At 63.7% G+C, this 26,863-nt stretch carries 43 protein-coding genes and 1 pseudogene; 43 read left to right on the top strand and 1 reads right to left on the bottom strand.

Features of this window, described 5'->3' with window-relative positions; translation table 11 throughout:
* Window positions 1-98: 98 nt before the first annotated feature.
* Window positions 99-734, bottom strand: a complete 636-nt coding sequence (locus RAM15_RS05930; RefSeq protein ID WP_306221173.1) for a hypothetical protein — start codon at window positions 732-734, stop codon at window positions 99-101.
* 68 nt (window positions 735-802) lie between these two features.
* On the opposite strand from RAM15_RS05930, the gene RAM15_RS05925 reads away from it, so the two are divergent.
* From RAM15_RS05925 to RAM15_RS05715, 43 genes and pseudogenes are all read left to right on the top strand, one after another.
* A complete protein-coding gene (locus RAM15_RS05925) occupies window positions 803-1,606 on the top strand; it encodes a phage antirepressor KilAC domain-containing protein (protein ID WP_306221172.1) in 804 nt (267 codons plus the stop codon).
* Window positions 1,603-1,791 carry a hypothetical protein gene (locus tag RAM15_RS05920; RefSeq protein ID WP_306221171.1) on the top strand — a complete coding sequence of 63 codons (189 nt, stop codon included), beginning with the start codon at window positions 1,603-1,605 and terminating at the stop codon, window positions 1,789-1,791. Before RAM15_RS05925 ends, RAM15_RS05920 begins: the two co-directional genes overlap by 4 nt.
* 36 nt (window positions 1,792-1,827) lie before the next feature.
* Window positions 1,828-2,145: a DivIVA domain-containing protein gene (locus RAM15_RS05915; protein ID WP_306221170.1), complete on the top strand. Its 318-nt coding sequence runs from the start codon at window positions 1,828-1,830 to the stop codon at window positions 2,143-2,145.
* Window positions 2,126-2,713, top strand: a complete 588-nt coding sequence (locus tag RAM15_RS05910; RefSeq protein ID WP_306221169.1) for a hypothetical protein — start codon at window positions 2,126-2,128, stop codon at window positions 2,711-2,713. Before RAM15_RS05915 ends, RAM15_RS05910 begins: the two co-directional genes overlap by 20 nt.
* Window positions 2,713-3,372, top strand: coding sequence for a hypothetical protein (locus tag RAM15_RS05905; RefSeq protein WP_306221168.1), 660 nt, complete (start codon window positions 2,713-2,715; stop codon window positions 3,370-3,372). Before RAM15_RS05910 ends, RAM15_RS05905 begins: the two co-directional genes overlap by 1 nt.
* Window positions 3,369-3,518: a hypothetical protein gene (locus tag RAM15_RS05900; RefSeq protein ID WP_306221167.1), complete on the top strand. Its 150-nt coding sequence runs from the start codon at window positions 3,369-3,371 to the stop codon at window positions 3,516-3,518. Before RAM15_RS05905 ends, RAM15_RS05900 begins: the two co-directional genes overlap by 4 nt.
* A gap of 2 nt (window positions 3,519-3,520) precedes the next feature.
* Entirely contained in the window at window positions 3,521-3,790 is a 270-nt protein-coding gene (locus RAM15_RS05895) for a hypothetical protein (RefSeq protein WP_306221166.1), read from the top strand.
* Between the two features lie 207 nt (window positions 3,791-3,997).
* Window positions 3,998-4,459, top strand: a pseudogene (gene ssb / locus RAM15_RS05890) (single-stranded DNA-binding protein); the annotation flags it as partial.
* A gap of 43 nt (window positions 4,460-4,502) precedes the next feature.
* Window positions 4,503-4,736, top strand: coding sequence for a hypothetical protein (locus tag RAM15_RS05885; RefSeq protein ID WP_306221164.1), 234 nt, complete (start codon window positions 4,503-4,505; stop codon window positions 4,734-4,736).
* 64 nt (window positions 4,737-4,800) lie between these two features.
* Window positions 4,801-4,968, top strand: a complete 168-nt coding sequence (locus RAM15_RS05880; protein ID WP_306221163.1) for a hypothetical protein — start codon at window positions 4,801-4,803, stop codon at window positions 4,966-4,968.
* Window positions 4,965-5,342, top strand: coding sequence for a hypothetical protein (locus RAM15_RS05875; protein ID WP_306221162.1), 378 nt, complete (start codon window positions 4,965-4,967; stop codon window positions 5,340-5,342). Before RAM15_RS05880 ends, RAM15_RS05875 begins: the two co-directional genes overlap by 4 nt.
* The gene (locus RAM15_RS05870; RefSeq protein WP_306221161.1) at window positions 5,335-5,748 is read left to right on the top strand and encodes an SLOG family protein; all 414 of its coding nucleotides are present in this window, start codon (window positions 5,335-5,337) and stop codon (window positions 5,746-5,748) included. The genes RAM15_RS05875 and RAM15_RS05870 overlap by 8 nt, the downstream gene beginning before the upstream one ends.
* Before the next feature lie 69 nt (window positions 5,749-5,817).
* Entirely contained in the window at window positions 5,818-6,210 is a 393-nt protein-coding gene (locus tag RAM15_RS05865) for a hypothetical protein (RefSeq protein ID WP_306221160.1), read from the top strand.
* Window positions 6,200-7,090: a hypothetical protein gene (locus RAM15_RS05860; protein ID WP_306221159.1), complete on the top strand. Its 891-nt coding sequence runs from the start codon at window positions 6,200-6,202 to the stop codon at window positions 7,088-7,090. Before RAM15_RS05865 ends, RAM15_RS05860 begins: the two co-directional genes overlap by 11 nt.
* A complete protein-coding gene (locus RAM15_RS05855) occupies window positions 7,087-7,599 on the top strand; it encodes a hypothetical protein (protein WP_306221158.1) in 513 nt (170 codons plus the stop codon). The genes RAM15_RS05860 and RAM15_RS05855 overlap by 4 nt, the downstream gene beginning before the upstream one ends.
* A complete protein-coding gene (locus RAM15_RS05850; protein ID WP_306221157.1) occupies window positions 7,596-8,000 on the top strand; it encodes a hypothetical protein in 405 nt (134 codons plus the stop codon). The genes RAM15_RS05855 and RAM15_RS05850 overlap by 4 nt, the downstream gene beginning before the upstream one ends.
* Complete coding sequence (locus RAM15_RS05845; RefSeq protein ID WP_306221156.1) at window positions 7,997-8,278, top strand: hypothetical protein; 282 nt, start codon at window positions 7,997-7,999, stop codon at window positions 8,276-8,278. The genes RAM15_RS05850 and RAM15_RS05845 overlap by 4 nt, the downstream gene beginning before the upstream one ends.
* Window positions 8,275-8,625, top strand: coding sequence for a hypothetical protein (locus RAM15_RS05840; RefSeq protein WP_306221155.1), 351 nt, complete (start codon window positions 8,275-8,277; stop codon window positions 8,623-8,625). The genes RAM15_RS05845 and RAM15_RS05840 overlap by 4 nt, the downstream gene beginning before the upstream one ends.
* Window positions 8,622-8,882: a hypothetical protein gene (locus tag RAM15_RS05835; RefSeq protein ID WP_306221154.1), complete on the top strand. Its 261-nt coding sequence runs from the start codon at window positions 8,622-8,624 to the stop codon at window positions 8,880-8,882. Before RAM15_RS05840 ends, RAM15_RS05835 begins: the two co-directional genes overlap by 4 nt.
* Window positions 8,860-9,093: a hypothetical protein gene (locus RAM15_RS05830; protein WP_306221153.1), complete on the top strand. Its 234-nt coding sequence runs from the start codon at window positions 8,860-8,862 to the stop codon at window positions 9,091-9,093. Before RAM15_RS05835 ends, RAM15_RS05830 begins: the two co-directional genes overlap by 23 nt.
* Window positions 9,090-9,344 carry a hypothetical protein gene (locus tag RAM15_RS05825; protein WP_306221152.1) on the top strand — a complete coding sequence of 85 codons (255 nt, stop codon included), beginning with the start codon at window positions 9,090-9,092 and terminating at the stop codon, window positions 9,342-9,344. Before RAM15_RS05830 ends, RAM15_RS05825 begins: the two co-directional genes overlap by 4 nt.
* Window positions 9,341-9,931: a WDGH domain-containing protein gene (locus tag RAM15_RS05820; RefSeq protein ID WP_306221151.1), complete on the top strand. Its 591-nt coding sequence runs from the start codon at window positions 9,341-9,343 to the stop codon at window positions 9,929-9,931. The genes RAM15_RS05825 and RAM15_RS05820 overlap by 4 nt, the downstream gene beginning before the upstream one ends.
* On the top strand, window positions 9,928-10,128 hold the full coding sequence (locus RAM15_RS05815; protein WP_306221150.1) for a hypothetical protein: 201 nt from the start codon (window positions 9,928-9,930) through the stop codon (window positions 10,126-10,128). The genes RAM15_RS05820 and RAM15_RS05815 overlap by 4 nt, the downstream gene beginning before the upstream one ends.
* Window positions 10,125-10,310 (top strand): hypothetical protein, encoded by a 186-nt coding sequence (locus RAM15_RS05810; RefSeq protein ID WP_306221148.1) that lies wholly within the window; start codon window positions 10,125-10,127, stop codon window positions 10,308-10,310. Before RAM15_RS05815 ends, RAM15_RS05810 begins: the two co-directional genes overlap by 4 nt.
* Before the next feature lie 52 nt (window positions 10,311-10,362).
* A complete protein-coding gene (locus tag RAM15_RS05805) occupies window positions 10,363-10,590 on the top strand; it encodes a hypothetical protein (protein WP_306221147.1) in 228 nt (75 codons plus the stop codon).
* Complete coding sequence (locus RAM15_RS05800; protein WP_306221146.1) at window positions 10,583-11,335, top strand: hypothetical protein; 753 nt, start codon at window positions 10,583-10,585, stop codon at window positions 11,333-11,335. The genes RAM15_RS05805 and RAM15_RS05800 overlap by 8 nt, the downstream gene beginning before the upstream one ends.
* A gap of 191 nt (window positions 11,336-11,526) precedes the next feature.
* A complete protein-coding gene (locus tag RAM15_RS05795) occupies window positions 11,527-12,225 on the top strand; it encodes a DNA-methyltransferase (protein ID WP_306221145.1) in 699 nt (232 codons plus the stop codon).
* Window positions 12,226-12,236: 11 nt separating this feature from the next.
* Window positions 12,237-12,506 (top strand): Thoeris anti-defense Tad2 family protein, encoded by a 270-nt coding sequence (locus RAM15_RS05790; protein WP_306221144.1) that lies wholly within the window; start codon window positions 12,237-12,239, stop codon window positions 12,504-12,506.
* Window positions 12,507-13,249: 743 nt separating this feature from the next.
* Entirely contained in the window at window positions 13,250-13,759 is a 510-nt protein-coding gene (locus RAM15_RS05785; RefSeq protein WP_306221143.1) for a hypothetical protein, read from the top strand.
* A complete protein-coding gene (locus RAM15_RS05780; RefSeq protein WP_306221142.1) occupies window positions 13,756-15,432 on the top strand; it encodes a hypothetical protein in 1,677 nt (558 codons plus the stop codon). Before RAM15_RS05785 ends, RAM15_RS05780 begins: the two co-directional genes overlap by 4 nt.
* Window positions 15,407-16,879, top strand: a complete 1,473-nt coding sequence (locus tag RAM15_RS05775) for a phage portal protein (protein WP_306221141.1) — start codon at window positions 15,407-15,409, stop codon at window positions 16,877-16,879. Before RAM15_RS05780 ends, RAM15_RS05775 begins: the two co-directional genes overlap by 26 nt.
* Window positions 16,764-17,771 (top strand): VG15 protein, encoded by a 1,008-nt coding sequence (locus tag RAM15_RS05770; RefSeq protein ID WP_306222258.1) that lies wholly within the window; start codon window positions 16,764-16,766, stop codon window positions 17,769-17,771. Before RAM15_RS05775 ends, RAM15_RS05770 begins: the two co-directional genes overlap by 116 nt.
* Before the next feature lie 76 nt (window positions 17,772-17,847).
* Window positions 17,848-18,423 carry a capsid assembly scaffolding protein Gp46 family protein gene (locus tag RAM15_RS05765; protein ID WP_306221140.1) on the top strand — a complete coding sequence of 192 codons (576 nt, stop codon included), beginning with the start codon at window positions 17,848-17,850 and terminating at the stop codon, window positions 18,421-18,423.
* Between the two features lie 21 nt (window positions 18,424-18,444).
* Window positions 18,445-19,437 carry a major capsid protein gene (locus RAM15_RS05760; RefSeq protein ID WP_306221139.1) on the top strand — a complete coding sequence of 331 codons (993 nt, stop codon included), beginning with the start codon at window positions 18,445-18,447 and terminating at the stop codon, window positions 19,435-19,437.
* Between the two features lie 2 nt (window positions 19,438-19,439).
* On the top strand, window positions 19,440-19,889 hold the full coding sequence (locus RAM15_RS05755; RefSeq protein WP_306221138.1) for a Gp19/Gp15/Gp42 family protein: 450 nt from the start codon (window positions 19,440-19,442) through the stop codon (window positions 19,887-19,889).
* A 12-nt stretch (window positions 19,890-19,901) separates the two neighbouring features.
* Window positions 19,902-20,336, top strand: a complete 435-nt coding sequence (locus RAM15_RS05750; protein ID WP_306221137.1) for a DUF6093 family protein — start codon at window positions 19,902-19,904, stop codon at window positions 20,334-20,336.
* Between the two features lie 16 nt (window positions 20,337-20,352).
* Window positions 20,353-20,709 (top strand): hypothetical protein, encoded by a 357-nt coding sequence (locus tag RAM15_RS05745; protein ID WP_306221136.1) that lies wholly within the window; start codon window positions 20,353-20,355, stop codon window positions 20,707-20,709.
* Entirely contained in the window at window positions 20,706-21,101 is a 396-nt protein-coding gene (gene gp17 / locus RAM15_RS05740; RefSeq protein WP_306221135.1) for a tail completion protein gp17, read from the top strand. Before RAM15_RS05745 ends, gp17 begins: the two co-directional genes overlap by 4 nt.
* Before the next feature lie 71 nt (window positions 21,102-21,172).
* Window positions 21,173-21,751: a phage tail tube protein gene (locus RAM15_RS05735; RefSeq protein WP_306221134.1), complete on the top strand. Its 579-nt coding sequence runs from the start codon at window positions 21,173-21,175 to the stop codon at window positions 21,749-21,751.
* A gap of 95 nt (window positions 21,752-21,846) precedes the next feature.
* Window positions 21,847-22,317: a hypothetical protein gene (locus RAM15_RS05730; RefSeq protein ID WP_306221133.1), complete on the top strand. Its 471-nt coding sequence runs from the start codon at window positions 21,847-21,849 to the stop codon at window positions 22,315-22,317.
* A 44-nt stretch (window positions 22,318-22,361) separates the two neighbouring features.
* A complete protein-coding gene (locus tag RAM15_RS05725) occupies window positions 22,362-22,679 on the top strand; it encodes a hypothetical protein (protein ID WP_306221132.1) in 318 nt (105 codons plus the stop codon).
* A gap of 15 nt (window positions 22,680-22,694) precedes the next feature.
* Window positions 22,695-25,991: a phage tail tape measure protein gene (locus tag RAM15_RS05720; RefSeq protein ID WP_306221131.1), complete on the top strand. Its 3,297-nt coding sequence runs from the start codon at window positions 22,695-22,697 to the stop codon at window positions 25,989-25,991.
* Window positions 25,988-26,863 (top strand): hypothetical protein, encoded by an 876-nt coding sequence (locus RAM15_RS05715; RefSeq protein WP_306221130.1) that lies wholly within the window; start codon window positions 25,988-25,990, stop codon window positions 26,861-26,863. Before RAM15_RS05720 ends, RAM15_RS05715 begins: the two co-directional genes overlap by 4 nt.

Raw genomic sequence — 26,863 nt, 5'->3', positions numbered from 1 at the left:
TGAAAGACATGCCGGTGGGTAGGGTGCGGGATGCCATTATAAGGACGGAGCCGCCTGTTCGGCATCCTTGGCTGCTGCATCACCTGGAGCGGCAGCTGTCAGATATGCAGGACAGCCTTGGCCAGGAGGGGGAGGACGCCTCCAATGAAGCCTAATACTGCAGGCAGGAGCGTATTCCTCCAGTTTAGTTCCGCGCTGTTCCGCCTGTCTGATTCCTCGCGGGAGTCGAGCGGCTCGATGACGGGAACCGCGCGGCGGCGTCTGACCGGGCCCATGTCTTCGGTGAGGTCTGGGCATGAGAGTTCTATGGCATCGACCAGTCTGGCGGGACCGTCGACTGTTGTGATCGCCTTCCGGCGGCCATGCCGGGCTTTGAAGCAGATGGTGGCCTCTCTTTCTTCGTCTGGGGAGCGGAAGGTGATTCTCAGCTCTTTTCTTTCCCCTGGCGGGAGGCTGACGTATTTTTCCACGGCGTCGTCGCCTGTGGCTTCTTTCTGGAGCGGCATGCTGATGCGGGCTTCCATGTCCTGCCCGCCTTTAACCCGGTCGATGAAGTCCTGCAGGGAGCGTTTGTCTGTGAAGTACAGCGGCTTGATGGAGAACCGGTGCAGTTCCTCTCTGCTGTATCTGTCGACATACAGCTCTGCCCATTGCTTTCCGCGCAATTTGGCGATTCTGACGTTCAGCCGCCTGACTCTCCACTCCTTGTACGTGCTTATCGGGTCTTTAAGCATTTTTCGCCTTTGCAAAAGTAATGCCGCAGGTACCAGCTGCGGCGGTGACAAAGAATTGAGGTATTGCAATGTCAACTGACATTATACAGCGCTTTGATTTTAAGGGCCATCAGGTCAGAACTCTGACTTTTGAGACCAGTGAGACCTGGTGGGTGCTTTCCGACGTGGCGAAAGTGCTGGGAGTGCAGAATGCCTCCGATCTGGCCAAGCGGCTGGACCAGGATGAACGGTCTAGATTCAATCTAGGTCGTCAGGGCGAGGGTTGGATTGTCAACGAATCAGGCCTTTACAAGATCGTGCTCCGCTCGGACAAGCCACAGGCCAGGGAGTTTCAACGCTGGGTCACTCATGATGTGCTGCCTTCTGTCCGCAGGCATGGCGCGTACATGTCGGAGGATGTGGTTGAGCGCACCCTGTCTGACCCGGATTATCTGATCCGTCTGGCGACTGCTCTTAAGGATGAGCGTGCGGCCAGGGCTGTGGCGGAGCGGCAGGTGGGCGAATTGCAGCCGAAGGCCAAGGCTTTGGACTTGCTGGCTGACGCTTCGGGCTCCTATTCGGTGGCTGAGGCGGCGAAGATGCTCAGCGGTGCCGGCTGTGCTATGCGTGTCAGGGACCTGGCTGACTGGCTGTCCTCGCACGGCTGGGTGTATCGGCGTGACGGGCACTGGGTCGCCTCACAGGAGCGGGTGAAGAACGGTCATCTGATGATGCGCGCCTATCAGAGCACCGGCCGGCTCAAGGACGGCTCCTCGTTTGCGTTCGCCCCGCCGGTGAGGGTGACCGCCAAAGGTCTGAGCCTGATCGCCAGGCATGTCAGTCAGGACCGTATTGATGCAGTCCAAAGCAAGGATCTGAGGAGGGCCGCATGAACAAGGCACTCTTGCGTGAAGACGAGGCCCAGGAGTATGTAGGCGGTCTTCCGGAGCGGACCTTCAGGAAATACTTCGGTGACCATGCAATCCGCCTGGGCAAAAGCAACTACTACCGTCCGAAGAATCTTGACGCAATCGTAGACAAATTTGCATACGGTGATCAGCCGGAGGCGGGCAAATGAGCCGGGAAGAGCTGGCCCAGCTGGAGCTGGAGCGTCTTGACCCGGCCACTCGCGCCCTATACGGACTGGGGGGTGGTGGGTCTGATGGCTCTGATCACACCCCATGAGATCCGAACCAGACTGCTTACCACGCGCGGCTGGCTCCACCAGGGTTATGACGCTGACGAGGTGGACGACCTGCTGGATGATGCGGCGGACAGCCTGGAACAAGTGAGCCTGTGGGCGCTGATCACCCACTCCAGGATGCACGCCCTGCAGGCCGGACACCGGCGCCGCCGGCGCTCGCTGAAGAGACGACGGAAAACAATCAAGCACACCAATAAGGGGAAGAACAATGAGCAACAAGTGGTATAGCCATCTCAAATATCAGGACTTCGGCAATCAGCATGTGTTGGCCACCTTCTTCGACGGAACGATCGTCGCAGGGTCCGTATGCTACGACAGCATCGATGAAGACCAGTGCAGTGCCTATACCAAGGGAGAATGCACCGGATTCGTCTGCATGGCTACAAACATCAACGTAGTGCAGGGTGGCAGTCTCTCGCACATGCCGGCCTATATGCCGATACTGGTTTGCGCAGAGGACGGCCAGTGGCATCCGGTGACCGGCGTCAAGAGCATCGACCTGGTGTGGGACGAGCGCGACTGGGATCGGATCGGCCTGGATGACATCGAGTCCATCGACGCTCTCGTTGTGTCGGGTAGGATTTATGAGCTGGTCTCACACAAGCCGGACTGCGGCCTGTGGCAGCTGCGCGTCCCCGGTGAGAAGCACACGGCCAGAGTGTCCACGGCCATGATCTCCTGCGCACTGCGGCGCAAGGTGGGGGCGGCTGAGGAGCACGAAAGCAGCGGTCCGTTTGAGAGTCTGGTCCAGTATTTGATGCCAAAGATTCCCGTTTCGGACGGGAGGGCCGCGTGATGAGCGAAGAGAAAAGGACGAGCTGGTACAGTCACCTGAAGCCCGGCGGGATTGACGGCAAGCATGTGCGCGTGACGTTGGATGACGGCACGGTGATAGACAGTCGCCTCGTCTATGACCAGTCTGATGAGAGCGTGTGGCTGGGAAGCACACAGCTGTCGGCCACTTGGGACGACGGGTCGACCACTACGGTTCCGTGTCCTGAAGTGCTCTGGTACAGCGAGGATGAGCAGTGGCATCCTTTCGACGGCATCAAGAGTCTGGACCTGGTGTGGGATGAGCGCGACTGGAAGCAGATCGAGGATCAGCCCTTACGCCATGGGGATGCCGTGGTGGCCAATGGCAGGCTGTATAAGGTGTCAGCCATCATGCCGGGCGAGTATTACTCGCAGATCCTCACGGATACGCCCCTGGGGCAGTGCATCCCTATGTACCTTGTGTCCTGCGCCCTGCGCCGCAAGGGGGCGATCCCTACGGCGTCTGGCTATTACGAGGACAAGGGCGGACTCCACTGGGTGAGGGCCGCGGGCGACAAGGAGGACAAGCCTTGGCGGATGGTGGAGCCGTATGCGGCGATGATCCCCCCGATGAGCTGCGATGAGATGCTGGACCGGGTGCCTCTGACTCCCGTGCATTTTGAGAGCGGGAAGGCCGAATGATGAGATGGCTGTTCGCGGCCGCCGTCTGCGGCACGCTGGGCTTGTTCAGCACCATCTGGACCATCGTCTACCCGCAGCTTGGCCTGGTCGACCTGGCCGCCCTGGCCGGCTGGGGCTGGTGCCTGGGGAGAGGAGAACGCTCATGAGCATGAGCCATGTTAAGGGGTACACCACGCACGTCCCGGAGGAGGGCTGGCGCTTCGACTGCGATCATACGGGCTGCGACCGTCATATAACCATCCACGCGGACGGGCACGTCTTCGACGGAGCAGCCGGCGGGGAAGACCACCTGGTCTGCGGGTTCGACGACGCCATGACGGCCTTCGACCTGGGCGCCACCCACTACGGGTGGACGCGCGACACCCGGCTGCACCCACGCTGCCACTGCCCCGAACACAGCAGGGAGGCCCGGTCATGAGCCTGTCCACCAGCCCCGGCTGCCGATGCGAATACTGCACGCACAACTCCACAGGAGTGTGCGACCAATGCCATTCCTCATCCTGCGCTCGCGCCAGATGGCACGGGTTCATGTGCAACCAGGAGGCGGAAGACAGACACGCAATCACCCGGCTCCACCAGGTGAAGGGTGATACCGGAAATTCCAGATCCCATAGGAGGAAGTGACATGGCTGGAGACACGTATCTGACGGTGGTGGGCAATCTGACAGCCGACCCGGTGCTGCGCACCACGTCCAACGGAGGCACGGTGGCGAACCTGACCATCGCATCCACGCCCAGACAGTACGACCGGAACACGAGCCTGTGGGTGGACGGGGAGGCGCTGTTCATGCGCTGCTCGGCCTGGGACTCCACCTACAGTCCCATGGCTTCGAACATCCAGGCCAGCCTGTCCAAGGGGATGCGGGTGATCGCCCACGGCAGGCTGGTGCAACGCTCCTACCAGGACAGGGACGGCAACAACCGGAGCGTGATGGAGCTGCACCTGGACGAGATCGGGCCGGCTCTGACCCGGAACACCGCCCAGGTGACGAAGAACCCGACCAGCAACAGCAACGGCAACGGCGGCCGGCAGGCGCAGGATTCGACCCTGCCGCCGCAGGACCCATGGGGAGGAGCCGGCAATGACGAGCCCGAATTCTGACCCGAAGTCGCGTAAGGAGACGACGGCGATGCTCGGACGGCTGGTTGAACGCCGGCTCACATACAGGCATTACTACTGGGCTTCCGAGGTGAGCTTCGACAAGGGGACCCCGCAGGAGCGGCGCATTGACTACGTGGGCTTCAAACCCTTCACCCCCAACTATGCGGTGGAGCCGGCCAGCGTCGAGTTGGGGACTTTCGTCTGTTACGAGGTCAAAAGCTGCATGGCGGACTTCACGTCGGGCAACGGCTTGACCTTCTGATGGCGACCGCAACTACCTGGTCTGCCCCCTCAGCCTGTACGAGCAGCTGAAAGAGCAGAAGATCATGCTCGACGCGGTCAACGCCGTCCTGTGCCCGTCACGCTCCGGCCTCAGCCTCATCCCGCGCCCGGCCATGGGTTACAGCCCCGAGAGGCAGTCCTACCGGAGGCGCGTGGCCAGCGAAATGCTCTGGCAGATCGTACAGGCCAACCACGAAAGGGAGCAGGCATGAGCAGGCAGAAAGACAAAGGCACCAGATACGAGACCGCCGTCCTGGACTACCTGCGCGCCCGTATCGGCGACCCGGAGGGCATGATCCACCGGGAGGCCCTCCACGGCAACGCGGACGAAGGCGACATCAAAGGTCTGTACATCCACACCAGAAGCCTGATCCTGGAGTGCAAGAACAAGAAACGCTTCGCGCTCGCGGACTGGATGGACCAGGCCAGGCAGGAGGCCGTGAACGCCGGAGCCGACTACGGGATAGTGGTCTTCCACCGTCCAGGCATGGGCGCCACGCATATGGGCGACCAGTACGTGCTCATGGACCTGGACACCCTCGCCCGGCTCGCAGGAGCAGAAGACGAGGAGGTCGGCCATGCGTGACATGCGCATCATCGTCACTGGCGGACGCAAGCGTTGCGGGAACCGGGACTGTCGCACTCTGGCTGAGGCCATCTTCGCCGGGCTTCGTACTGTGCCGGTTCCGCTTGTGCAAAACCGCCGTGTGGTCATCATCCAGGGTGGCTGCCCGGATGGGGTGGATGCCATGGCCCGCGATCTGGCGGTACACACTGCCATGGCGGTCGAGACTTACCCGGCTGACTTCGAAAGCCACCCTGATGACGCCGTGGAGCTGAGTAACCAGGCCATGGTGGACCATGGGGCTGATCTGTGCATTGCCATGCCGAACGCGGCGGCTGATGGGCCGAGCCTGGGCACTTGGGACATGGTCCGGCGTGCTGTGGCGGCAGGTATCGAGACCAGGATCTACCCGGAGGCCGCGTCATGAGCACGGATGATCTGCAGACCTTGGTTCTACTGGCTGCGGCGGTCCTGCTCGCCTGGATGGGAGGACACCATGACATGGCTTGACGAGCAGACCATGATGGTCGCCCGGACGTTGCGCGAGCCGACTTTCACAAGGCGGGAGTATGAGCGTCGCCTGCACTGGGTTGACCCCAGGCGTGGGGGGCGTGCATCCAGGGGTGACGTGCTCAGCCTGCACAGGCAGCCCACGCCCATGATCCGGGTGCCGGACTGCCGGCGAGCCATCATGGATCTGACTGGCAGGAGGTACGGGAGGCTGACCGTGCTTGGGTATGCGGGCAAACGAGGCCGGCTGATCATGTGGTCCTGCCGGTGCGACTGCGGGAGTACTGGGGTCTACGCCGGCAACAATTTGGTCCACGGCTTCACGAGAAGCTGCGGCTGCCTTCGGCGCAGGAAGAAAGGCTACCGTCATGCCGGTTAGAAAGGGATATGCGAAGCTTAAGAACGACTTCTATATGAACGGCAAGATCCGCCAGCTGCGTGCTTGCTGCCCGTCAGCGGTAGGGGCTTTTGTTTTTGCTATCGCCTACTGTTCGGACAATCTGACGGACGGACGGATTCCCGGCCGTGACATGCGCTACGTGCTTGGGGTCACGGACGTTGAGATAGAGGCGATGCGCGATGCCGGGCTGCTGAAGCAGGTCGGCGACGACTATGTGATCCACGACTACACGGAGCACAACAACCGGCGCGACCAGGTGGAGAAGAAGCGCGAAAAGAACGCCGAAGACTACCGGAAACGCAAACACAGCCACCATTCAGACAACAAGAATGAAGATTCAGACGGCATTCAGACGGATGAATCCGACCTGAGTCGGACAAAACACAAGAACACAAGAACACAAGAAGATTTATCTAACGATAAATCCCCCTACAGCCCCCCAGCGGGGGGCGGGAGCGACGACGAGCCCGAATACCGGCAGCCCTCATCGCAGCCCACCCGTGAGTACGAGCAGATCATGAGCATCTACCCGAACCACGACAACCCCGACGACGGCCTCCGAGAGCTCAAGCGCGTCCTGCACCGCAAGAGCCCGCACACCAGCTTCGCCGCCCTCCTCAACGGCGCGCAGATCCTCGCCAACGAACACCGCGACCCCCAGTACGTGCCCACCCTGGGCAACTGGCTGAGAGCCGGCGGCTGGAAGAACAAACCCAAACCGCGAGCGCGCCAACCAGGCCAGACAACCAGCCGAAGCCAGCAGAACCTGGACCACAACCGGCAGGTCGTGGCACGCGCCCTGGCCCTGGACCAGGAGCAGGAACGCCAACAGCAGGCAGGAAAGGAGCCGACCGCATGAGCAAGCGGATCAAATACTCGGAGGCGGCCCTGGTGTACGCGAAGATCATGAGCCACCACGGCAACGCCCCCTTCGACGACACGGACGCCCAACAGTTCTGGCATGAGCTGGACGACCGGGTCAACCCCCAGGACGCGCTCGCCGCCGTGGAGCAGTTTTACGGCTCCCACCCGGGCACCGACTGGATGCGCTCCGGCGACGTGAACATCCTCACCAAACGGATGCGTGCGGCCCGCATCCCCGAGCAGGCGCAGATCGGCCGGCTCATGGACCAGGCCGGCATCAGCTCGGACCAGGCGCTCGCCTACCGGCGCAGGCTGATCCGGGAGACGGAGCAGGGCACGCCTGTCCAGGAGGCGCACGAATTGGCTGTGGAGGCCGCGCACAGGCAGGCGATCGAAGCGCCCAAGCCCGCCAAGCCCCGTCCGAAGCGGCATTACTTCGCCGGCAGGGGACAGGAGCAGATCGGGGCCATGAGCCTGAAAGAAACTTTAGGAGGTGCAGCATGAGCAGGACAGGCAAGACGTACGCGCTTTTCGGAGATGATGAGGATTCCGAGAACGGCATGGTGGTCCGAGCTGACACCGTCGGCCAGGCCAAGGCGCAGTACGAGTTCAACAACTTCACCGCCGACTTTACGAAGGTGCGCGCCCAAAGGGTGCCTTGGCTGGACGAGTACGACGATCCTAATGGCCCTGACGCGTTGATGGCCATGCTCCGGCACGGATGGTGGATCACCGGCATCCAGGACCCTGCAGGTGAGCTGCCCGAGGAATGCCTGACGAAATACGATGTCGAGGATTATGCAAAGGACCACAGCATCGGCTTGGAGCGCGCCTACGAGCATGTAGCCGAGCTGCTCGGAGCCGCCTACCCCGACAGGTACAAACCCGGCGAGAAGGAATCATGAGCGACCGCGTGCTGACCTACCATCGCCTCGCCTGCGACTGGCCTGACTGCGAAGAAACCGCGCAGAACGACCTGTACGACGGGAACGCCACCTATGAGGAGGCTGTCCGCCAATGGGCCTACCTGCCCGACGAGGAATACGACGACTTTTCCGACAAAGAATTCATGCACGACCCAACCACAGGCAAAGACTATTGCTCGGACCACTGGCATTACGACTGGTATGGCAAAAAGTGGCCGCACCGGGTGCCTGGGCCTGACCCGAGGTGGCAGTCATGAGCCGGCATGTGCTGCCCGTCAAGTGGGACGGGTGGCCGATCCTCTGGGATCACTGGGAGCCCATGGACGGGCTGCTCATCTGCGGCAAAGGTCTGGGCGGGCCCTACCGGTGCCCCGGGTGTGGGACGAACGCCATGCCCCGGTCCATCACCGGCCAGGCGGTGCGCATCCTGCCAGACGGCCGGCCCTCGCTGATCAGCCTGGTCCTGTACCGGTGCATGACCTGCGGGTACACCACCGTCTCCAGTCTCGATGCGCACAGTCCGGCCCGATGGCGGGACTGGGTGCTCGACGAGGACGACTACTCGGACGCCGGCAGCTACAACACCAAGGAGACGAGACGATGAGCGACATGACCTTCCAGGCGCACACGCTGGTCTGTGACTGGCCGGACTGCGACCAGACCGCCGATCCAGACAGCTTCAACGAAGACTGGCTGCACACCGACGACGGACGCGACTACTGCCCAGAGCACTGGCACATCGACGACCAACTGGACGAGCGGATCACAGGCCCCGATCCCACGCCGCCGATGACAGCCCAGGAAAGAGAAGAATTCATCAAAGTATTAAGGAAATACCATGACCGCAACACTGCAGGATGAAGCACGATGGAAAGCCCAATACCAGATATGGGAGGCGAAACGGAGCGTGGACGAGGCCATCAGCCGACTGCAGTCCGCCATCGGACACTTCCAGACGGCCGGTCAGTTGGAGCAGGCGAAAGCCTGCCTGCCGGTGATCAACGGGCTGACGGCCCAGAGCATCGCCTTGGACGGCCAGAGCAAACGCCTGGATGGAGAGGAGGGGGAATGAGAATCATCAAATACCGTCCAAAATACTGGCTTATTGTCCTGGAGGCAGTGACGATGATGTTGGAAGGCATCGGCGTCGGCGTGGCCTTCGTTTCGCGCGAGTGGCTGGCGGCGTTCATGGGCCTATGCTTCGGCGTCGCCATGTGCACGATCATCGTAGCCTGCATCGCCGGCAGCTATGTCACCACCATCGGGATACCAGCAGACGTTGGCCCAGGGATTAAAGCCACAACGCTCAGGGAGGAAGCATGAGCATAGCAGCACAGGACACAGGACAGTTGAGCGACGGCTACCACACGTTCGACGAGCTGTACCGGTATCGGATGCTCTACCACGCCTGGGCCGTCAAAGCCTGGCGGCAGGCAGGATGGCCGGTCGTCAAATCCCAACGCCACCACGACGGACAATTATGCTTCGGCGGGGGATGGTTCATCGTCACCGCCCAGCTGCCATCCGGCCAGGTCAGCAACCACTACCGGGATTTGTATTGGTATCTGTTCGACTGCCCCGCAGTCGACTGCGCCCCCGAATGGGACGGGCATACGCCACAGCAGGCGGCAGACCGCATCGAAAAGACGCTCAGAAACCCCACGCAGACATTCTGGAAAGGCCAGACGGTCCTCTGTACCTGGCCGGGATGCGGGAAGAGCCTGGCACTGTGCGACCAGAAGCTGGTGGATGCGCTCAATGACTTGGACCCTAGAGTGATGTTCGACGTAGGCAACCCGCCAGCGACCAGCTGGATCTATGTAAACGGGAAAGGCTTTTACTGCCCCAGACACTGGCATATGGACATGGACGACGGGCATTGGGAACTGGGACCAAGGGAGGAAGCATGAGCAACGAAACTCAGGCCATCATCATATTCTGCGTGGCCGTAGTGCTCATTGTGGCAAGCCTGATCATCTCACAGGTCTACCAGGATCGCGGTAAGGAAGTTATCTCATGCGGTTTTGCGGGTCTGGCCCTTGTGTTCGGGTTCTTGGCAGTGATCTCGGCTGTATGTGTCATCTGTATGATATGGCCGCAGTCATGACCCGCGCCAGCCAGCAGGCCAAGGCCCTGCAGGACATCCGGAACGGCGCAAACGACGAGGAGCTGAAACGCAAATACGGGTATCCGCCGGCAGTCATCGCTGCCATGCGAGCAACGGTTTCGCGTGAGTCAGACAAGCAAGCCGATAATCTGGGCATAGAAACGGGGACACCCAAGTTTTGAGACCCCGAAGGGCAGCAAACATCCGAAGGAGACCAGCCAAGCGGAGGAGACCATGCCAACAGTGCGTTTGACCTCACGACCAAGAACCACCGTCAGCATCAACGACGGAAGCCTGCAGGTGGACGGCATAGAACTGTCCAAATACATCAAGGACGGGTCCATCACGGTCCGCCCCGGCGACGACTTCCAAACCAGCGAAGTGACGGTCACCTTCCTGGCCGACCGACTCCGCGTGGACAAGTCGGCCGACCCAGGACAGGAAAGGATGCAACTTGGCTGAAACATGCCCAAATGATGGAGCAGCGCTCGCTGACGGGGAGCGAATCTGCAAGGACTGCCAGCGGGTGCTGAGGGTTGATCTGGGCTACCTGTGCGACAGGGCGGATGATCTGTACCAGGTGGCAACCAGGCAGGCCAAGCCAGGACCCAGGCAGCTGGCCAAGGGCAGCATGGGCCCTCGAGCCTCCAGCCCGGACCCGCTAAGGGAGGACGCCTGGTCGACATGGCAGTTCTTCCGCCAGTTCTACACAGCCCTGGTGCCGCAAAGCACGGGCAGGCAGGAGGGTAGGCGTCTGCTCATGGAGGGCGTACCTTCACTGGCCCGCAACCCTCGAGCGGCGCGCATCCAGCGGCAGATGCGGCAGGCGGCAGAGAGAGTCAAACGGATCTTCGACTGGGAGCAGGACAAGAGGAGAGGCGGCTGGTGCCAGGCCTGCGGCGCCATCCTCTGGGTGCTGGACAAGTCCCAGTACGCCTTCTGCCAGAATTGCGGCCAGCTCAACGATCTGGCAGAGACCAGACAGGCGCAGCGCGACTGGCTCATGGACTCCTACCAGGAGGGCACGTCGGGCGAGATCGCCCACCTGCTCACCCAATGCGGATGGAAGGTCACGCCCCGCACGATACGCAAATGGGCGCAGAAAGGCATCATCCCCTGCGAGAAGGGGACGAACGGGAAAAACGTGTACCGGGTCGGCGACATCATCGCCAGGATCGAGATGGGCCGTCCCGCGAGCGCGGCTTGACATTCCGGCCTGTTCCGCTAAACTATGTTACAGTTGAATTTCAATGTAAGGGTCGGGCAGAGATGTCCGGCCCTTTCGCATATCTTTCTCTCTTTTCGATTCCATTTTTTTTTTTATTTTTGCTGGAGGTTTAGTTAGTGCAGTCCGCCCCTTATTTTGACGACGGAAAAGCAACCCTGTACGGGTGCGACATGATGGCGATGCTGGGAGGGCTGCCGTCCGGCAGCGTGGATGCGATCATCACTGATCCGCCCTATTCGAGCGGCGGCAGGACAGCCGGTGAGCGGCAGCGCAGCACCAGGAAGAAATACGTGGATGGTTCCGCATCGCAGCTTTATCGTGACCGGATGGTGGACTTTGCCGGGGATGAGCGCGACCAGCGTTCCTACCTGCGCTGGATGGACCTTTGGCTTACGGAGGCGATGCCGGCATTACGGGATGGCGGCCTGGTCATGCTGTTCTCGGACTGGCGTCAGCTGCCGTTGATGACCGACGCCATCCAGGCGGCCGGCGTCACCTGGCGCGGCATCATACCCTGGTACAAGAGCAACTCCCGCCACCAGCCTGGCCGGTTCGCCAACAGCTGCGAGTACGTTGTCTGGGGGAGCAAAGGCCAGGCCGCACACCTGGACGTGCCGGGACAAGCCGGCATCCTGCAGGAGCCCAACGTGTTCTACAAGGAACGCGTGCATATCGCCCAGAAACCTGTAGGCATCATGCGCCAGCTGGTCAAGGCATCACGGCCAGGCGGCACGATCCTCGACCCGTTCATGGGGTCCGGCACCACCGGGGTCGCCGCACTGGCCGAAGGCCGGCAGTTCATCGGATGCGAGATCGTCACCGACTATCAGACGATAGCCGAGAAACGGGTCAGGCAAGCACAAGAATAAAAGGAGCCATCATGGCTGGATTCGACAAGGCACTCAAATACCTCAAAGACCATAGAGGTGAGCAGGTGAGTGTTCGTCTGCCCCATTGGACGCAGGATGTGGACATCCGCCTGCGCACGGCCCAGGACGACCGACAGACCAGGGATGCAGGCCAGCCCACCCACGACTACCTGACTGCTGCCTCCCGATATGGTTTCATTCCCTGGATCCCTACCCAGATCGAGCTTCTGTCCGACGACTGGCAGCTCTGCGACATTACAGGCAGAGTCATCGCCGAATAATACTTGCCCGCAGGTCTTCCCCTTGACTTCTCCCTGCGGGCATCATCCTTGCCTGGCCACGCCACAAACCCAACATCTGGACGCGAGCCAGGCATCCCACTCATCCATCCCCTCGGCCAGGCAGGAGGCTTCCATGCCGTTGAGCAGGTGCGCGTGGCACAACTGCCCGCGGCTTGTCCCTCGAGGTCAGCGTTACTGCAAGGCCCACAGTCAGGAGCACGAGCGGGAGCGAGGCTCAGCCTCACGTCGCGGTTACGATGCAAGGCATCAGGCCGAGAGGGCCAGGTGGTCCCGGTACCTGGCCCAGGGGCATGCTGTGCTGTGCAGCAGATGCGGCAAGCCGATACGACGCGGCGAGGCGTGGGACCTGGGGCACACGGACGACCGTCTGGCCTGGACTGGTCCTGAGCATGCGCACTGCAACCGCAGCGCAGGGCAAGCCAACAGCGTGCGCATGCGCGAACATTGGACGTAAGCCAAGGACTGCGATCTGCCAAGCCAAGCCTGACAGTCGGCAGACAGCACACAACGACAGGCAAACAGCGAACAGCGAACGACAGCGATGCGAGACGAGAAGCCGGAATCGATCTTCGAGGATGAGAGCGTCGACGAATCATCAGACCTGCCCACCCCCAGGGGGGTGACCCCCCGGGCGGGCCTTCTAGACCGCCGGTGAGGTGGCTCACAGGTGCGGAGGGTTCAAAAATTTGCGGGAGCATGCGCGGGAGGCGAGGTGAGCGGCCATGGTGTCCGGAGGAGCCCGCGCCCGTTCGGGCCCGGCCTATGACCCGAATTCCGCTCGTTCGGACCGTCTGGGACGGTCTTCCGGCGGCGCTTTCGCCCTGGATGCGAACGGCTATCGGTACCGGCCGCCCAGATTCCCTCTAGGCACCTACAAGCTGGAGGACGATGCCGCGACCGAACACTGGCATGAGCGCGAGCTCGAAGTGTGGAAGGGCCTGTGGAGGCTGCCGCAGGCCATCGCCTGGCATGACCCCTGCTACGCCTACCTGCAGGGGACGGTGGCCCTGTATGCGCGCCAGTATGTGATCTGCGAATCCTCCTCGTCGACGGCTTCGGACAGGGCGACACTGGCCCGCTATGCGGACACCATCGGCCTGACCCCGCAGGGGTTGAAGCTCAACGGGTGGCGGATCGTCCCCCACGAGGTCAAGACCAGGAAGAAGACCAGGCCGGCCAGGAACGTGATCGCGTTCCCGAGTGCGAGGGAACGGTACGAGGAGATGGGGTGAGCGCTTTGGCGAAGAAAGCCCGGCACACCCCGCCGAAGTCGCTCGGCTTCCTGTTCGCCGACTGGACGGCCTGGCACTGCGTGGTGCCCAGCGGCTTCGACTTGGGCAAGCCGTTCATCCTGACCGGCTGGCAGCTGCTCAACGCGGTGGACTTCTACACGGTGCGTGCCGACGCTTCTTATGACGTGCGCCGGCCTTTGCAGGGGTCCGCATACAAGTGGCGCCGGGGTCAGATCGTGGGCGGCCAGAAGCTGGGCAAGAGCCCCTTCGGCGCTGCTGTGGCCTGCTTTGAGGGCGGCGGGCCGTGCGTGTTCTGCGGCTGGGCCAAGGGCGGCGAGGTGTACCGGTGCTCCGATTGGGGGTGCGGGTGCGGCTTCGAGTACGAGTACCGTCCGGGCGAGCCCATGGGTATGCCCAGGCGCACCGCACTGGTGCAGCTGCTGGCCAACTCAGAGGAGCAGACCGCCAACGTGTACAGGCCGCTGCAGACCATGATCCGCAACGGCAGGCTTTCGGACCTGATGACCGTGCGCGAGGGCTTCATCCGCCTGCCCAACGGCGGGCGCATCGACCCGGTGACCGCCTCGGCCAGATCCAAGCTGGGCAATCCGGTCAACTTCGCCCTGCTGGACGAGTCTGGCATCTACACCCGTAGGAGCGGCATGTTCGAAGTGGCCGACACGGTGCTCCGAGGCGTATCCGGCATGGACGGGCGCATGCTGGAGCTGACCAACCCCTGGGACCCCATGGACGCAAGCTTCGGCCAGGCCACCTACGAGAGCCGCCGCGACGACATCATGAAATACTTCCCCAGGCACGACCCGAGCCTGGACTTCACCGACCCCAAGGACCGGAGGAAGATTCTCGAATTCGTCTACAAAGGCTCCCCATGGGTGAACCTTGACGCGGTGGAGGCCACGGCCTCCGAACTGCTGGAACGCGACCCGGCGCAGGCCAGACGGTTCTTCGGATGCGAACTGGTGCAGGGCCTGGGCTCCTACATGCCCGAGCAGCTGTACGACAGCACGGCCGTGGACCGCGATCCGCCGCCCGAAGGGTCGGAGATCTGCATGGGCTTCGACGGCTCCCAGTCCGGCGACTGGACCGCCCTGCGGGCCGAGACCATGGACGGATGGCGGTGGACCCCCACCTACGGACCGGCAAAAAGGCCAGCCTGGTGGAACCCCAGGGAGTGGGAGGGACGCATCCCGCGCAGCGAGGTCGACGCCTGCGTGTCCGAACTGTTCGGAAAATACCGGGTGATGCGCTTCTACTGCGACCCGCACCCCTGGGAGACGCAGGTGGACGAATGGAGCGAACGCTACGGTGAGGACACGGTGGTCGCCTGGCCCACCAACCAGGTGGGCCGCATGTACGACGCTCTGGTCAGATTCAGGGAGGACACGGCGGACGGCACCACCACGCATTCGCCCGACCCGACCGCCAAGCTGCACATGATGGCGGCCCGCATGGTCGCCAAGCCCGGCGACAGGTTCGTCCTGGGCAAGCCCAGCGAAAACCAGAAGATCGACATCAGCATGGCCGACATCCTCGCCCACGAGGCCGCCAGCGACATGAGGGCGCTCGGCTGGAACGGCGACCAGGGCAAGGCATTCGTATTCAGCGACTACGACGAAGGGGACTGGCATGGCGCAAACGGGTCTATCTTCTGACGAGCAGGCTTTGGTTCGCTCACTGTATTACCGGCTGACGCGCCTGCGCCGCACCCACCAGCAGCTGGACGACTACTACCGTGGCGCGCAGATGCTCCAGATTCTCGGCATCGCCGTCCCCCCGGAGCTACGCGCCTTCGAATTCCCCTTGAACTGGCCCCGGGTGACCGTGGACACCGTGGTGCAACGCCAGCATGTGCGCAGCTTCAGCATGCCCGACCAGCCACAGGCCAGCGACCAGCTGTGGGAGATCTGGGAGGCCAACAACATGGAGTCCCAGAGCGTGCTGGCGCACCTGGAGACACGCATCCAGGGGCACGGGTTCGTCACCGTCGGAGCGAACCCGGACGACAAGGCGCATCCGCTGATCACGGTGGAATCCTCCAAGTCCATGATCGCCCGCATCGACCCCAGGACCCGCAGGATCACCGCCGCCCTGCGCGTCTACTACGACCCGTACCGGGCCAACGCGCCCACGCAGGCCACCCTCTACCAGCCCGACTCCACCGTCTACCTGGACAAGGGGACCGGCTGGAACTGGGCCGTGACCGAACGGGACGAGCACCATCTGGGCCAGGTGCCCGTCGTGCAGTTCATCAACCGCCCCAGGGTGGGCGACTTCACCGGCGAAAGCGAAATGCAGGACGTGCTGCGCCCCACCGACATGGCCGCCAGGGCGCTCATGGACCTGCAGGTGGCCATGGAGACGCACGCCGTGCCCGGCAAATGGGCCGTCGGCCTGTCCGACAAGGACTTCATCGACGCCAGGACCGGCAGGATCGCCACACCCTGGCAGGCCTACTACACGGCGATGACCACCAGCAAGTCCAAGGATGCCAAGTTCGGACAGTTCACGGCCAGCGACCTGAGCAACTTCAAGACCGTGATCGACCTGCTGGCCGAGCAGGTCAGCGCCGTCACCGGCCTGCCCGTCCGCTACTTCGGACAGAACAGCGCCAACCCGGCCAGCGAAGGCGCCATCCGCGCCGACGAGGTGCGCCTGGTCAAGAACGTGGAGCTGAAGAACAGCCTGGACGGCGACTCCTGGGGGGATGTGATGGCCCTGGCCTGGCGGATGGCCACAGGCGACCAGGTGGACGGGCACCGCATACGCACCGACTGGGACGACCCCAACACCCCCACCTTCGCGCAGAAGGCCGACGCGATCCAGAAGCTCGTTGCCACGGGGATCCTCAGCAGGGAGGGGGCCTGGGACGAGCTCGGCTGGTCCGAAGCCCGCAAGGACAAGGAACGCGAACGCTTCACCGACGACGACATGCAGGACTGGGGCTACGTGAAGCCCATGGACGGGGAGGACGACCATGAGGACCATGGTGGGGCAGGACCTGCCCCAGACGGCGGTCAGACAGGCCAGAAGACTCCGAAAACGCAGCAACCGGCTGGCCAGAAGGATCACGCTCCTGTGGCGGGCCAACGCCGGCAGTGACTTCGCCGACTCCTACGCGGCCATCATGCCGGCCCTGTTCGCCTCGCTGGACCAGGCGCAGCAGGCCACGGCAGCCGACTCCGCAGCCGCCACGCCGGAAGCCATGCGCGAGCTGGACGGACACCCCCTGTACGCGCAGTACCCGGTCGACCCCCGCCAGTGGGTGGGCGTGGACGGGGCCGGCTACGACACCCTGGACGATATGTGGGGGGCGGTCGTCGCCGGCAAGCAGGCCGTCAAAAAAGGCCTGGACGAGCAGATCGCCCTGAAGATCATCGAGGACCAGCTGCAGCAGCGGGCCAGGACCATCCTGGCCGACACCTCCCGGTCCGCATCGGCCATGGCCGCACGCAGCCGGCGCCACACGGCCGTCTGGGTGCGGGCGCTCACCCCGCCCTCATGCGGCCGGTGCGTCATCCTCGCCGGACAGCCCAGCGGCGCCAAGGCCTTCGAACGCCACCCTAGATGCGACTGCATCGCCGTGTACGCCACCCGCATGCCCGACAACGCCTGCGCCGACCCCAGGGCCTGGCTGGACCGGCTGGACGACAGGCAGCTGGCCAGGACGCTGGGCAGCCGGGCCAACGCGCGCGCCTACCGTGACGGGGCCGATCTGAACGCCCTGGTCAACGCCTACCGGCGCAAGGGCAGCGTCAGCGCCGCCCAGGCCTGGGACCGGCGCATCAAATACACCACCGAATCCACCACCAGGCGCGGCTACGCCTCACACCGGATGATCGACGCCGGCTACGCGAAGGACTTCGTCAAAGCCGGAGGCCGTTCCACGCGGGTGGACAGGCCCAGGCTCATGCCCGAGACCATCTACCAGATAGCCGGCAGCGACCACGACAAGGCGCTCCGGCTTCTGCACAACTACGGCTGGCTCAACTAGCCGACAAACAGGATTTTCACCGGTCGCGCGAGGCGTCCGGCGCAGCCATGCGACATGGCAACAGCAAGGAGAAACGATGCACAACCTCAAATGGATGCGAATGCGCGACCTGTACTGGATGCGGATACGCACCATCGACCAGCCGGACGCCGAAGGGCAGGGGACGGGCGACCCGGACCCGCAGACCCAAGGCCAGGCCGGCAATCAAGGTCCGGAGCATGGTCAGGGCGACGAGCCGCTGGGCGAAGGCGGCAAGAAGGCCCTGGAGGCCGAACGCCAGGCAGCCAAGGCCGCGAAGGCCAGGGCGGCCGAACTGGAAGCCAAGCTCAAGGAATACCAGGACCGCGACAAGAGCGAGGAGCAGAAGCAGGCCGAAAAGCTCGAACAGCTCCAGCATGACGCCGAGGCCAGCCGGCGCAAAGCCACGCAGTACGAGGTGGCCGCCTCCAAGAGCATCCCCCTCAAGCTCGCCACCAGGCTGCGCGGGGAGACCGCCGAGGAGATGGCCAAGGACGCCGAGGAGCTCTCCGCCCTGATCAGCACAGCCGACCACAAGCCTCCGGCACCCAAGCCCGACAAGAGCCAGGGCATGGGCGGAGGCCCCAAACCCGCGAACCTGGCCGAGGCCATCGCCGGACACTACAAGCAGTAAAACCCACTAAGGAGAATCCGTATGGCAGTCACACTGGCGGAAGCCAAGAACAACACGCTCGAGGACTACGACCCCATGGTCATCGACGAGTTCCGAAAGAACTCCGAGATCCTCGACTCCCTCATCTTCGACGACGTCGTCAACCCGGCAGGCGGCGGGGCGACGCTCACCTACTCCTACCGTCGGCAGACCACGCAGCCCACCGCCGCCTTCCGCGCCCTGAACAGCGAGTACGAGCCGCAGGAGGTCAAGACCGAGAAGAAGAGCGTCGACCTGGCCGTCCTGGGCGGCGCCTTCGAGGTGGACCGGGTCATCGCCGGCCTCGGGCCAGCCGCATCCGGAGCGGTCACCCAGAACCTGATCCAGAAGATCAAGGCCACCACTACCCTCTTCGAGGACACCGTCATCAACGGCGACCAGACCAAGAACGAAAACAGCTTCGACGGCCTGGACAAGGCACTGACCGGCTCCTCCACCGAGGACACGGACAGCAAGCCCGACTGGACCGACATGAGCGATTCCGGCTTCAACATCCTGGACAGCCTGGACGAGTTCCTCTCCCTCTTGGACGGCACCCCCACCGTGCTGGTCGGCAACGAGAAGGCCCTGGCCAAGATCCGCGCCGCTGCCCGACGCTCCAGCGCCTGGACCCGCAGCCCGGTCGATGACCTGGTTGGCGCCAACGGGCGGCCCATCACCAGGGAGACCTACGGAGGCATCACCCTCGTGGACGCCGGCGCCAAGGCCGGCACCAACGACCCGATCATCCCCGTGGCCGCCGACGGCACCACCAGCGTGTACGCCTACCGGGTCGGCCTGGACGGCTTCCACGCGGTCAGCACCGCCGGAGGCCAGCTGGTCAAGACCTGGCTGCCCGACTTCAGCACCGCCAAGGCCGTCAAGTCCGGCGAGGTCGAGCTGGGGCCCGTGGCCGTCTGCCTGAAGGCCACCAAGGCCGCCGCCGTCCTGCGCGGCGTCAAGGTCATGGCCGGCGCCAAGCCCGCAAACAAGTGACCATGGCAGGCGACGACAAGCAGCGGCACGCGAAGTATGCGGAAGTCCAGGACGTGGCAACCGCCCTGGGCAGAAGCATCGACCAGGACGGGACCGAAGGCCGGCAGATGCAATACTGGCTCGACAAGGCCGAAAGGAAGGTCCGCTCCCGCGTTCCCCTCCTGGACGAGTGGGCCAGCCAGGACCCCGCCTATCAGGACACCGTCAAGGACGTGCTCGTCAGCGCCGTGGAACGCAAGGCCCTCAACCCCGAGGGCCTGCGCTCCGTCATGACCCAGGTCGACGACGGCAACATCCAGCAGACCATCGACTCGACCCGCTCCACCGGAGAGATCATCATCCTCGACGAGGAATGGGAGCAGCTCCTCCGCATCGACAACACAGGCAGGAACAGCATCCAGGCCCAAATGGACCCCGTATACGTGCCCCTGCCCTCATACCCCTACGCCTGACAGGAGGCCGGCATGGACCCAGCAAGCATGATCGCCGCCAGCCTGCCCAGGCTCAGACGCGCAGCCGAAAGCCTCATGACCGACACCATCCGCATCACCCGGCCCGGAAAGCCAGCTGTCGACCCCGTCACGGGGGCGGAAACCCCAACCGGGGAGGTCCTGTACGAGGGGCCGGGCAAGGTGCAGACCTCCGGGGGCATGGCCTCCCAGACAACCACCGCTTCCGGTGACTCCTCCAACGCGGGCGGGCTCGTCCTCGAATGGAGCCTCTACCTGCACCTGCCCATCAGCGCCACAGGACTGCGTGAAAAGGACGTGGCCCAGGTGGTCGACTCCAATGACCCGGACCTGATGGGCAGGTGCATGCGCCTGGTCAACATGCAATCCGAGAAGACCCTGGCGACGGCCAGACGGTGGAACGTGCAGGAGATACCCGAGGAGGACTGACATGCCGACCATCGATGTGAGCCAGGTCGGGGACCTGGCCAAGGCGCTCGCCGCCGTGCCCCTGCGCAACCAGGCGCTGGTCGCAGCCGCGGTCAAGCACGGGGCGCAGAACATCAAGCAGAGCGTGAGCGAGGACCTGCAATCCTCCGGCAACCATGCCTTCCGCCGCATCCGCATCCACTACGACATGCAGGAGCGGGGCCCGGTCGTGGAGGCGGACATCGGCCCCGAGCAGGGCGGCGCATCCAGCCTGGCCAACCTCGCCTTCTTCGGCACCAGCCGGGGCGGCGGTCACCACCGGTTTTACGAGCATGGCGCTGACGAGCTGGAGCCGACCGCCCGGTATGTCAGAGAGGCGGCGACCAAGCTATGAGCCGGACCGTGGAGGTCAGGAAAGCCGTCATGGCCCTGGTGCCGGACATGCCCGGGTGGAAGGTGTATGAGGACGTGGCCACCGGGCAGAGCCCGCCCTGGGTGGTGGTGCGCGTCTCCGAGACCGGGCGCAGCGGAGCGGAGGATCTGCATGCCGTCTCCCACGACGGGGTGCTCGACATCCGCGTCGTCGGCCGCCAGGGCGACGGCATCAGCATCGCCATGGACCGGCTCAAAGCCGCCCTGGACGGTGCCAAGCCCGCCGACCGGAGGACCAGCAGGCTGATCCCCGACCAGGATTCCGGCCTGTACGCGGCCGAGCTCACCGACCCAAAGACATCCGTTCCTTTCTTGATGCGCGTGCTCACCTGGCGCTTCGCCTGGACCAGCTGACTTGCATTCACCCCGCCTATCCGCGGGGCTTTTCCATATTTAAACCCAACAACCATGATTCGGAGGCACCCATGCCAGACACCACTGATACCAATGAAAACACCACGCCGACCACTCCTGCGGTGAACGAGGAGACTGGCCTGCCTGCCGCGATCCTCGAGGACGGCAATATCCTGACCACCTTCGTCCCCGGCCACGGAAGCATCAAGGACATGACCAAGCCCACCGAGGCCGAGCTCAACGCCGAAGGGAACCTGAACGTCTCCGCCTACCTGACCTCGACCGGATGGAAGCTCAACCACACGCAGGAGTCCATCAAGGACGACCGCGAAGCCTCCGCCGACGTGGGCGAGATCCCGGGAGCCGAAAAGTACGACGGCGGGTCCCTGCAGGTGATCAACAACGTCAACAACGAGGGCTATGCCAACGCGGCCATAGAGACCCTGGTCAAGGGGACCAAGGGGTATCTGGTGCGCCGCCGTGGCGCAGGCCAGGCCGCATACAAGGCCGGCCAGAAGGTGTCGGTTTTCAAAACCGTGATCGGCATCGCCACCCCCGTGGCCCACGCGGACAACGCCCGCATGATGAGCACCATCAGCTTCTCGGTCGCGCCCGGATCCCAGGACGAGACCGCCACCGTCACGGCCTGACCAAATGATGCTTCCCCGCATGACCCTGTGCTCCGGCCATGCGGGGATCTCGCAACCGTTCCCTGGAGCACGCCACTTATCTTTTAGGAGCACGCATGCCTATCGCCGTCAAACCCATCACCAAGGACGTGGAGATCGTCACCGACCTGCAGCTGATGAGCGACATCATCGACCTGAGCAACCGGATCAACAGCCAGGACAAGCCAAACAAAAAGGACAAGGAGCGTCTGGCCGGCATGGTCAAGGACCTGGACAAAAGCACCCTGGTGCTCACCCTCCGGGGCCTGCCCTCCAGCCCCTGGAACGCCATCGTCATCGACCACACGCAGGTCAAGGGCGACCGGGCCGTCAAGGACCTGCAGGGCATGGTCGCCGACGCGGTGCCCCGCATGCTGGTCAAAGCCCGCTACAAGGACGGTGAGGACATCGACCTGGGCGGGGAGGACCTGGCCGGGCTGATGGGCTCGCTGACCGACATCCAGGTGGCCGACCTGATCCAGACCATCCAGACGCTTAACACGCCCATAGATGCGCTCCCAAAAGCGGTGCGCGACCTGATCGGCTAGCGGACTGGCTCGCGCAACATCCCGATGTCCTGGCCCAGCTGCGCGTGGCCCGCAGCCTGGGCATCTCCTACAAGCGCTGGCTCGGCTGGCAGCCCACCCCCGACGACCCGGTCGAATGGGACGAATACGAGCGCGACTGGATGATGGCCCTGGACACGTACGAGCGGGCCCACAAGTGCCCCGTATGCGGCATGGACATCAGCTTCTGCCACGACCAGGTCGCCGTCGCCACCGTCTTCAAGGACGCTGCCGTGGACACCTGCTACGTGGGGCGGATGCGCGAACTGGCCATGGACCGGTTCGCTCAGTCGGGCACGGTGGAGGCCCCCAACTCACAGACCACCAGACTCAACCCCAGATAACCGCGGAGGTGCATCGTGGCGCTCAACCAAAACATCGTCATCAGGCTCATGGCCGACAGCACGGACTACACCGCCAAGATGCAGGCCGCCTCGGCCTCGGCCACGGAGCTGTCCACAGCCCTGGAACGCCCCATGAGCAAGGGCGAGCGGTTCTCTGCCATGGGTCAGAAGGTGGCCCTGGGCGTGGGCGCTCTGAGTGCCGCCATTGGCGTGGCAGCCGTCAGGGCTTTCATGGACTTCGATGCCTCGATGAGCGCCGTGCAGGCCAATACGAGTGCCAGCGCCTCTACCATGGGGCTGCTCAGGGATGCGGCCCTGGAGGCCGGGGCGCGCACCGTGTACAGCGCCACCGAGTCCGCCGACGCGATCAACGAGCTCGCCAAGGCCGGCGTGAGCACCACGGACATCCTCCAGGGAGGCCTGGACGGGGCGCTCGACCTGGCAGCCTCCGGCCAGATGGGCGTCGCCGACGCCGCAGAACTCACCGCCTCCGCACTCAACGAATTCGGCCTGAAAGGCAACCAGGCCAGCCATGTGGCCGACCTGCTGGCAGCCGGAGCAAACACCGCCCAGGGCGGGGTCTCCGACATGGGCGAGGCCCTGAAAATGGTGGGCACGACCGCCAGCCAGCTGGGCATGAGCATCGAGGACACCACCGGAGCCATCACCATGATGGCCTCCCAGGGCATCGTCGGCTCCGACGCGGGCACGCAGCTCAGATCCGCGCTGATCGGCCTGACCAGCGCCTCCGGCCCAGCCAAGGCGGAGATGCAACAGCTGGGCATCAGCATGTACGACAGCCAAGGCAACTTTGTGGGATTGGCGAATTTTGCGGGCCAGCTCAAGGAGAAGCTGTCAGCCCTCACCCCCGAACAGCGGGCCAACGCCATGGGCGTGCTCTTCAGCAACGCGGCTATGAGCGTGGGCAACACCCTCTACGAGCAGGGTGCCGAAGGCGTCACAAAATTCACGAAGCAGGTCAACCAGCAGGGATTCGCCGCCAAACAGGCCGCTGCACTGACCGACAATCTGAAAGGCGACGTCGAGCAGTTCGGCGGCGCGGTGGAGACTTCCTTAATCAAGATCGGGTCCGGGGCCAACGGGCCCATCCGCAACGTCATCCAGTCGGTCACCAGCCTGGTGACCGCGTTCGGCGACCTGCCAGCCCCAGTGCAGCAGACCGTCGTCATGCTCGGCCTGGCCGCCGGAGCCGGCGTAGGCCTGCACAAGGTCTTCGGACAGACGGCGCAAAGCACCAGCGCGCTGAGCCGCAGCTTCGGCATGATCGTGGACCCCGTGCAGCGCGTGCAGGCCGCCATGGGCAACTTCGGCACGGCGGTGGAGCAGATCAAACTGTCCACGCTCACCTATGAGGAGCAGATGCGCCGCGTGGGCACCGCCACCAGCGGCTCCGCCCTGCGCATGGGCGCACTCAAAAGCGCCGGCAGCGGCCTCGTCGACCTGCTCGGCGGAAAATGGGGCATCGCCCTTGGCGTGGCCGGTGCTGTGCTTGATACTTTCGCAAAGCATGCGGCCCAGGCCAAGGCCGCGCAGGATGAGCTTGCCCAGGCTATGGCCGAAGGCGGGGACGCCAGCGAAAAGCTCGTCGACATGATCACCAAGGGCGAAAACGTCGACTGGGGCTGGGTGCAGCGAATGGACACTGGCTTTGGGAGCCTTGATGACATGCTCAAAGCCTGTGGCATCAGCGCAGGTACCTTTACGCGCGCTGTGCAGGGCAACAAGGCCGCCATAGACCAGGTCAACAAAGCGCTTGAGGCCAACAAGCAGTCCGGCAGCCAGTACTACGGGGTCATCACCGAGGGCCAGACCAAGCTCTCCCAGCTGACCCGGGAGTACAAGAATTCCACGGAAGAGACAAAACGCAACAAGGAGGGCAAGGATGAGCTGGCCTCGAGTGAAAAGAAGGCAGCCGACGCGGCCGGCCAGCACGCTCAGGCGCAAGGCCAGTCAGCCGAGCAGACTCAGAAAGCCGCTGACGCATCATCCATCCTCGCCAACCAGCTGAACGCCTCCAACAAAGGCGTGAACGAGGAGTCCTCTGCGCTGGGCGAGGCCGTGGATGCGCTGAAACAGTACTACGGCTTCAAACTAGGTGCTTTCGACGCTGACACCAAATGGGGGGAGGCCCTGTCCGCAGCTGACGAGGCCGTGAAGAAGAACGGCAAGTCGTTGGACGCGTTCAACCCCAAAGGCCAGGCCAACCGCAAGGCCCTGAAGGACCTGGCGACAGCAGCGCAGGATTGCGCCGAGGCCCACGCCCGAAACGGTGAAGGCATCGACAAGGTGAGCCAGGTCATGGAGCAGGGCCGGCAGAAGGTCATCGACTACGCGAAAGCCATGGGCATGAGCGACGGCGACGCCGCAGCTTTCGCTGACTCGGTGGGTCTGTCCTCGGGACGGGTCAAGGACCTGGTGAACCAGATCGAGAGAGCCAATGCCAAGCCACTCAAAATAAAGGACGAAGCATCGAAGACCCTCAAGCAGGTGGGTTTGGCGGCCAAGGGACTGCCTGACGGGAAGACCATCCAGATTACAGGAAAGAACAAGGATGCCATGATGGCCATCCGCGAGGTGACCGGAGCGAAGATCGACGACAAGCACTCCAAGCTCACCTTGGACAAGCACCAGTACGACATGGCGCTCGCCTTGGCCAACGGGGCGACCATCGACACCAAGACCGGCCAGCTCAAGGGCGAAGACAACCACTACTGGCACAAGATCGCCGAGGCCAACGGTTGGAAGATAGCGCCGAAGACCGGGCTCATCTCCGGTGATAACGGACCTTTCATGTCTGCCAAGAAAGCAGTCGAGGACGCTCATATAGATGGGAAGCACATTTCCGTGGATGCGGATACACACAGTTTCTGGGACACCATCGGGAGCATCCTCAGCAAGCCCTTCCACATCAACATCGGAGCGGTCCCAGGCCGTGCCATCGGCGGTCTGATCACCGGCCCCGGCACGGGCACCAGCGATGACATCCCGGCCCGCCTGTCCAACGGGGAGTACGTGATCAGGGCTGCTGCGGTGCGCCAGTACGGCACGGAGATGCTCAATGCCATCAACTGGCAGCGCTATGCGACCGGAGGCTACGTGCAGAAGTACGAGGCCACGCCGATCACCCCGAACCTGCTACAGCCAGCCAGTCAGGAGCCGCGGATCGTGTATGAGCAGCCGGTCACTTTCCACCAGCATGTGGTGCAGGACCCTTACGCGCAGTCGGCCTTGGACTCGGCCAGGGTGCGTCATGCGACCCTCGGCCTGCTGAGGAGAGGGGGCATGCTGTGAGCACGGTGATCTTCTATCCGCAAACCGGTGATAAGGAGCTGTGCCGCCTGTATGGGGATGACGGGGACCGGGAGATGATCATGAGGGAGATCGACGGCTGGTATGGCACCCCGGAGTCGCGGACTGAGGCCACGCCTCGCAAGTGGGGTGACGGCGACCATGACGTGGGCGAGGCGGACATCGCCTACGGGGCGCGCACTGTGTCCGTCTCCTACCGGCTGCTGGCCGGCGACCGGGGCAGGCTGGAGCAGCTGCGCGGCATGCTGGGCGCTTTGACGCACCGGCTGGTCCGCCTGCGGGTCGTGGACCCTCCCGAGGACACCTACCAGGTGGGGGAGGTGCTCCAGGTGCTCCCCGACAAGGCACCACAAAACATGGCAGCCCAGACCGATACTGGCCTGATCACCGTCCTGTGTCGCCGTCCCGAGCGTCTTTCCTGGCGGTCGATGGACGTGCAGCTTTTCCCTGTGTCCTCCGCATCCGGAGGTCTCTCCTATGGGGGCAAGGGCCTGGGCCTGGTGTATCCGCTCTCGTATGGGGCTGATGCGGGCTCCCCGCAGAGTGTGGCCCTGCTGCGTAATGCTGGCTCGGCCATGGCGTATCCGGTGATCACGGTGACGGGTCCGATGCCTGACGGGGTGCTCCTGGTGGGCTCTGACGGCAGGGCTTTGCAGTGGTCGGGGAGCGTGGGCATGGTCCCCCTGGTCCTCGACTGCCGGACGCAGACGGCGTCCATGGGGGGCGTAGATGTGAGCCGTCTGCTCGCCAGCAGGGGCTTTCCTGCGGTCCCGGCGATGGGGTCTTTGTCGGTGCAGCTGATGTCGCCTGGCTCGGGCTGGGCGACCGTGAGTGTCCGTGACACGTATCTGTAA

The organism is Bifidobacterium asteroides, assembly GCF_030758775.1.
Lineage (GTDB): Bacteria > Actinomycetota > Actinomycetes > Actinomycetales > Bifidobacteriaceae > Bombiscardovia > Bombiscardovia kimbladii.
The sequence above is the reverse complement of the archived record's forward strand: the minus strand, read 5'-3'. Positions and strand labels throughout refer to the sequence as shown.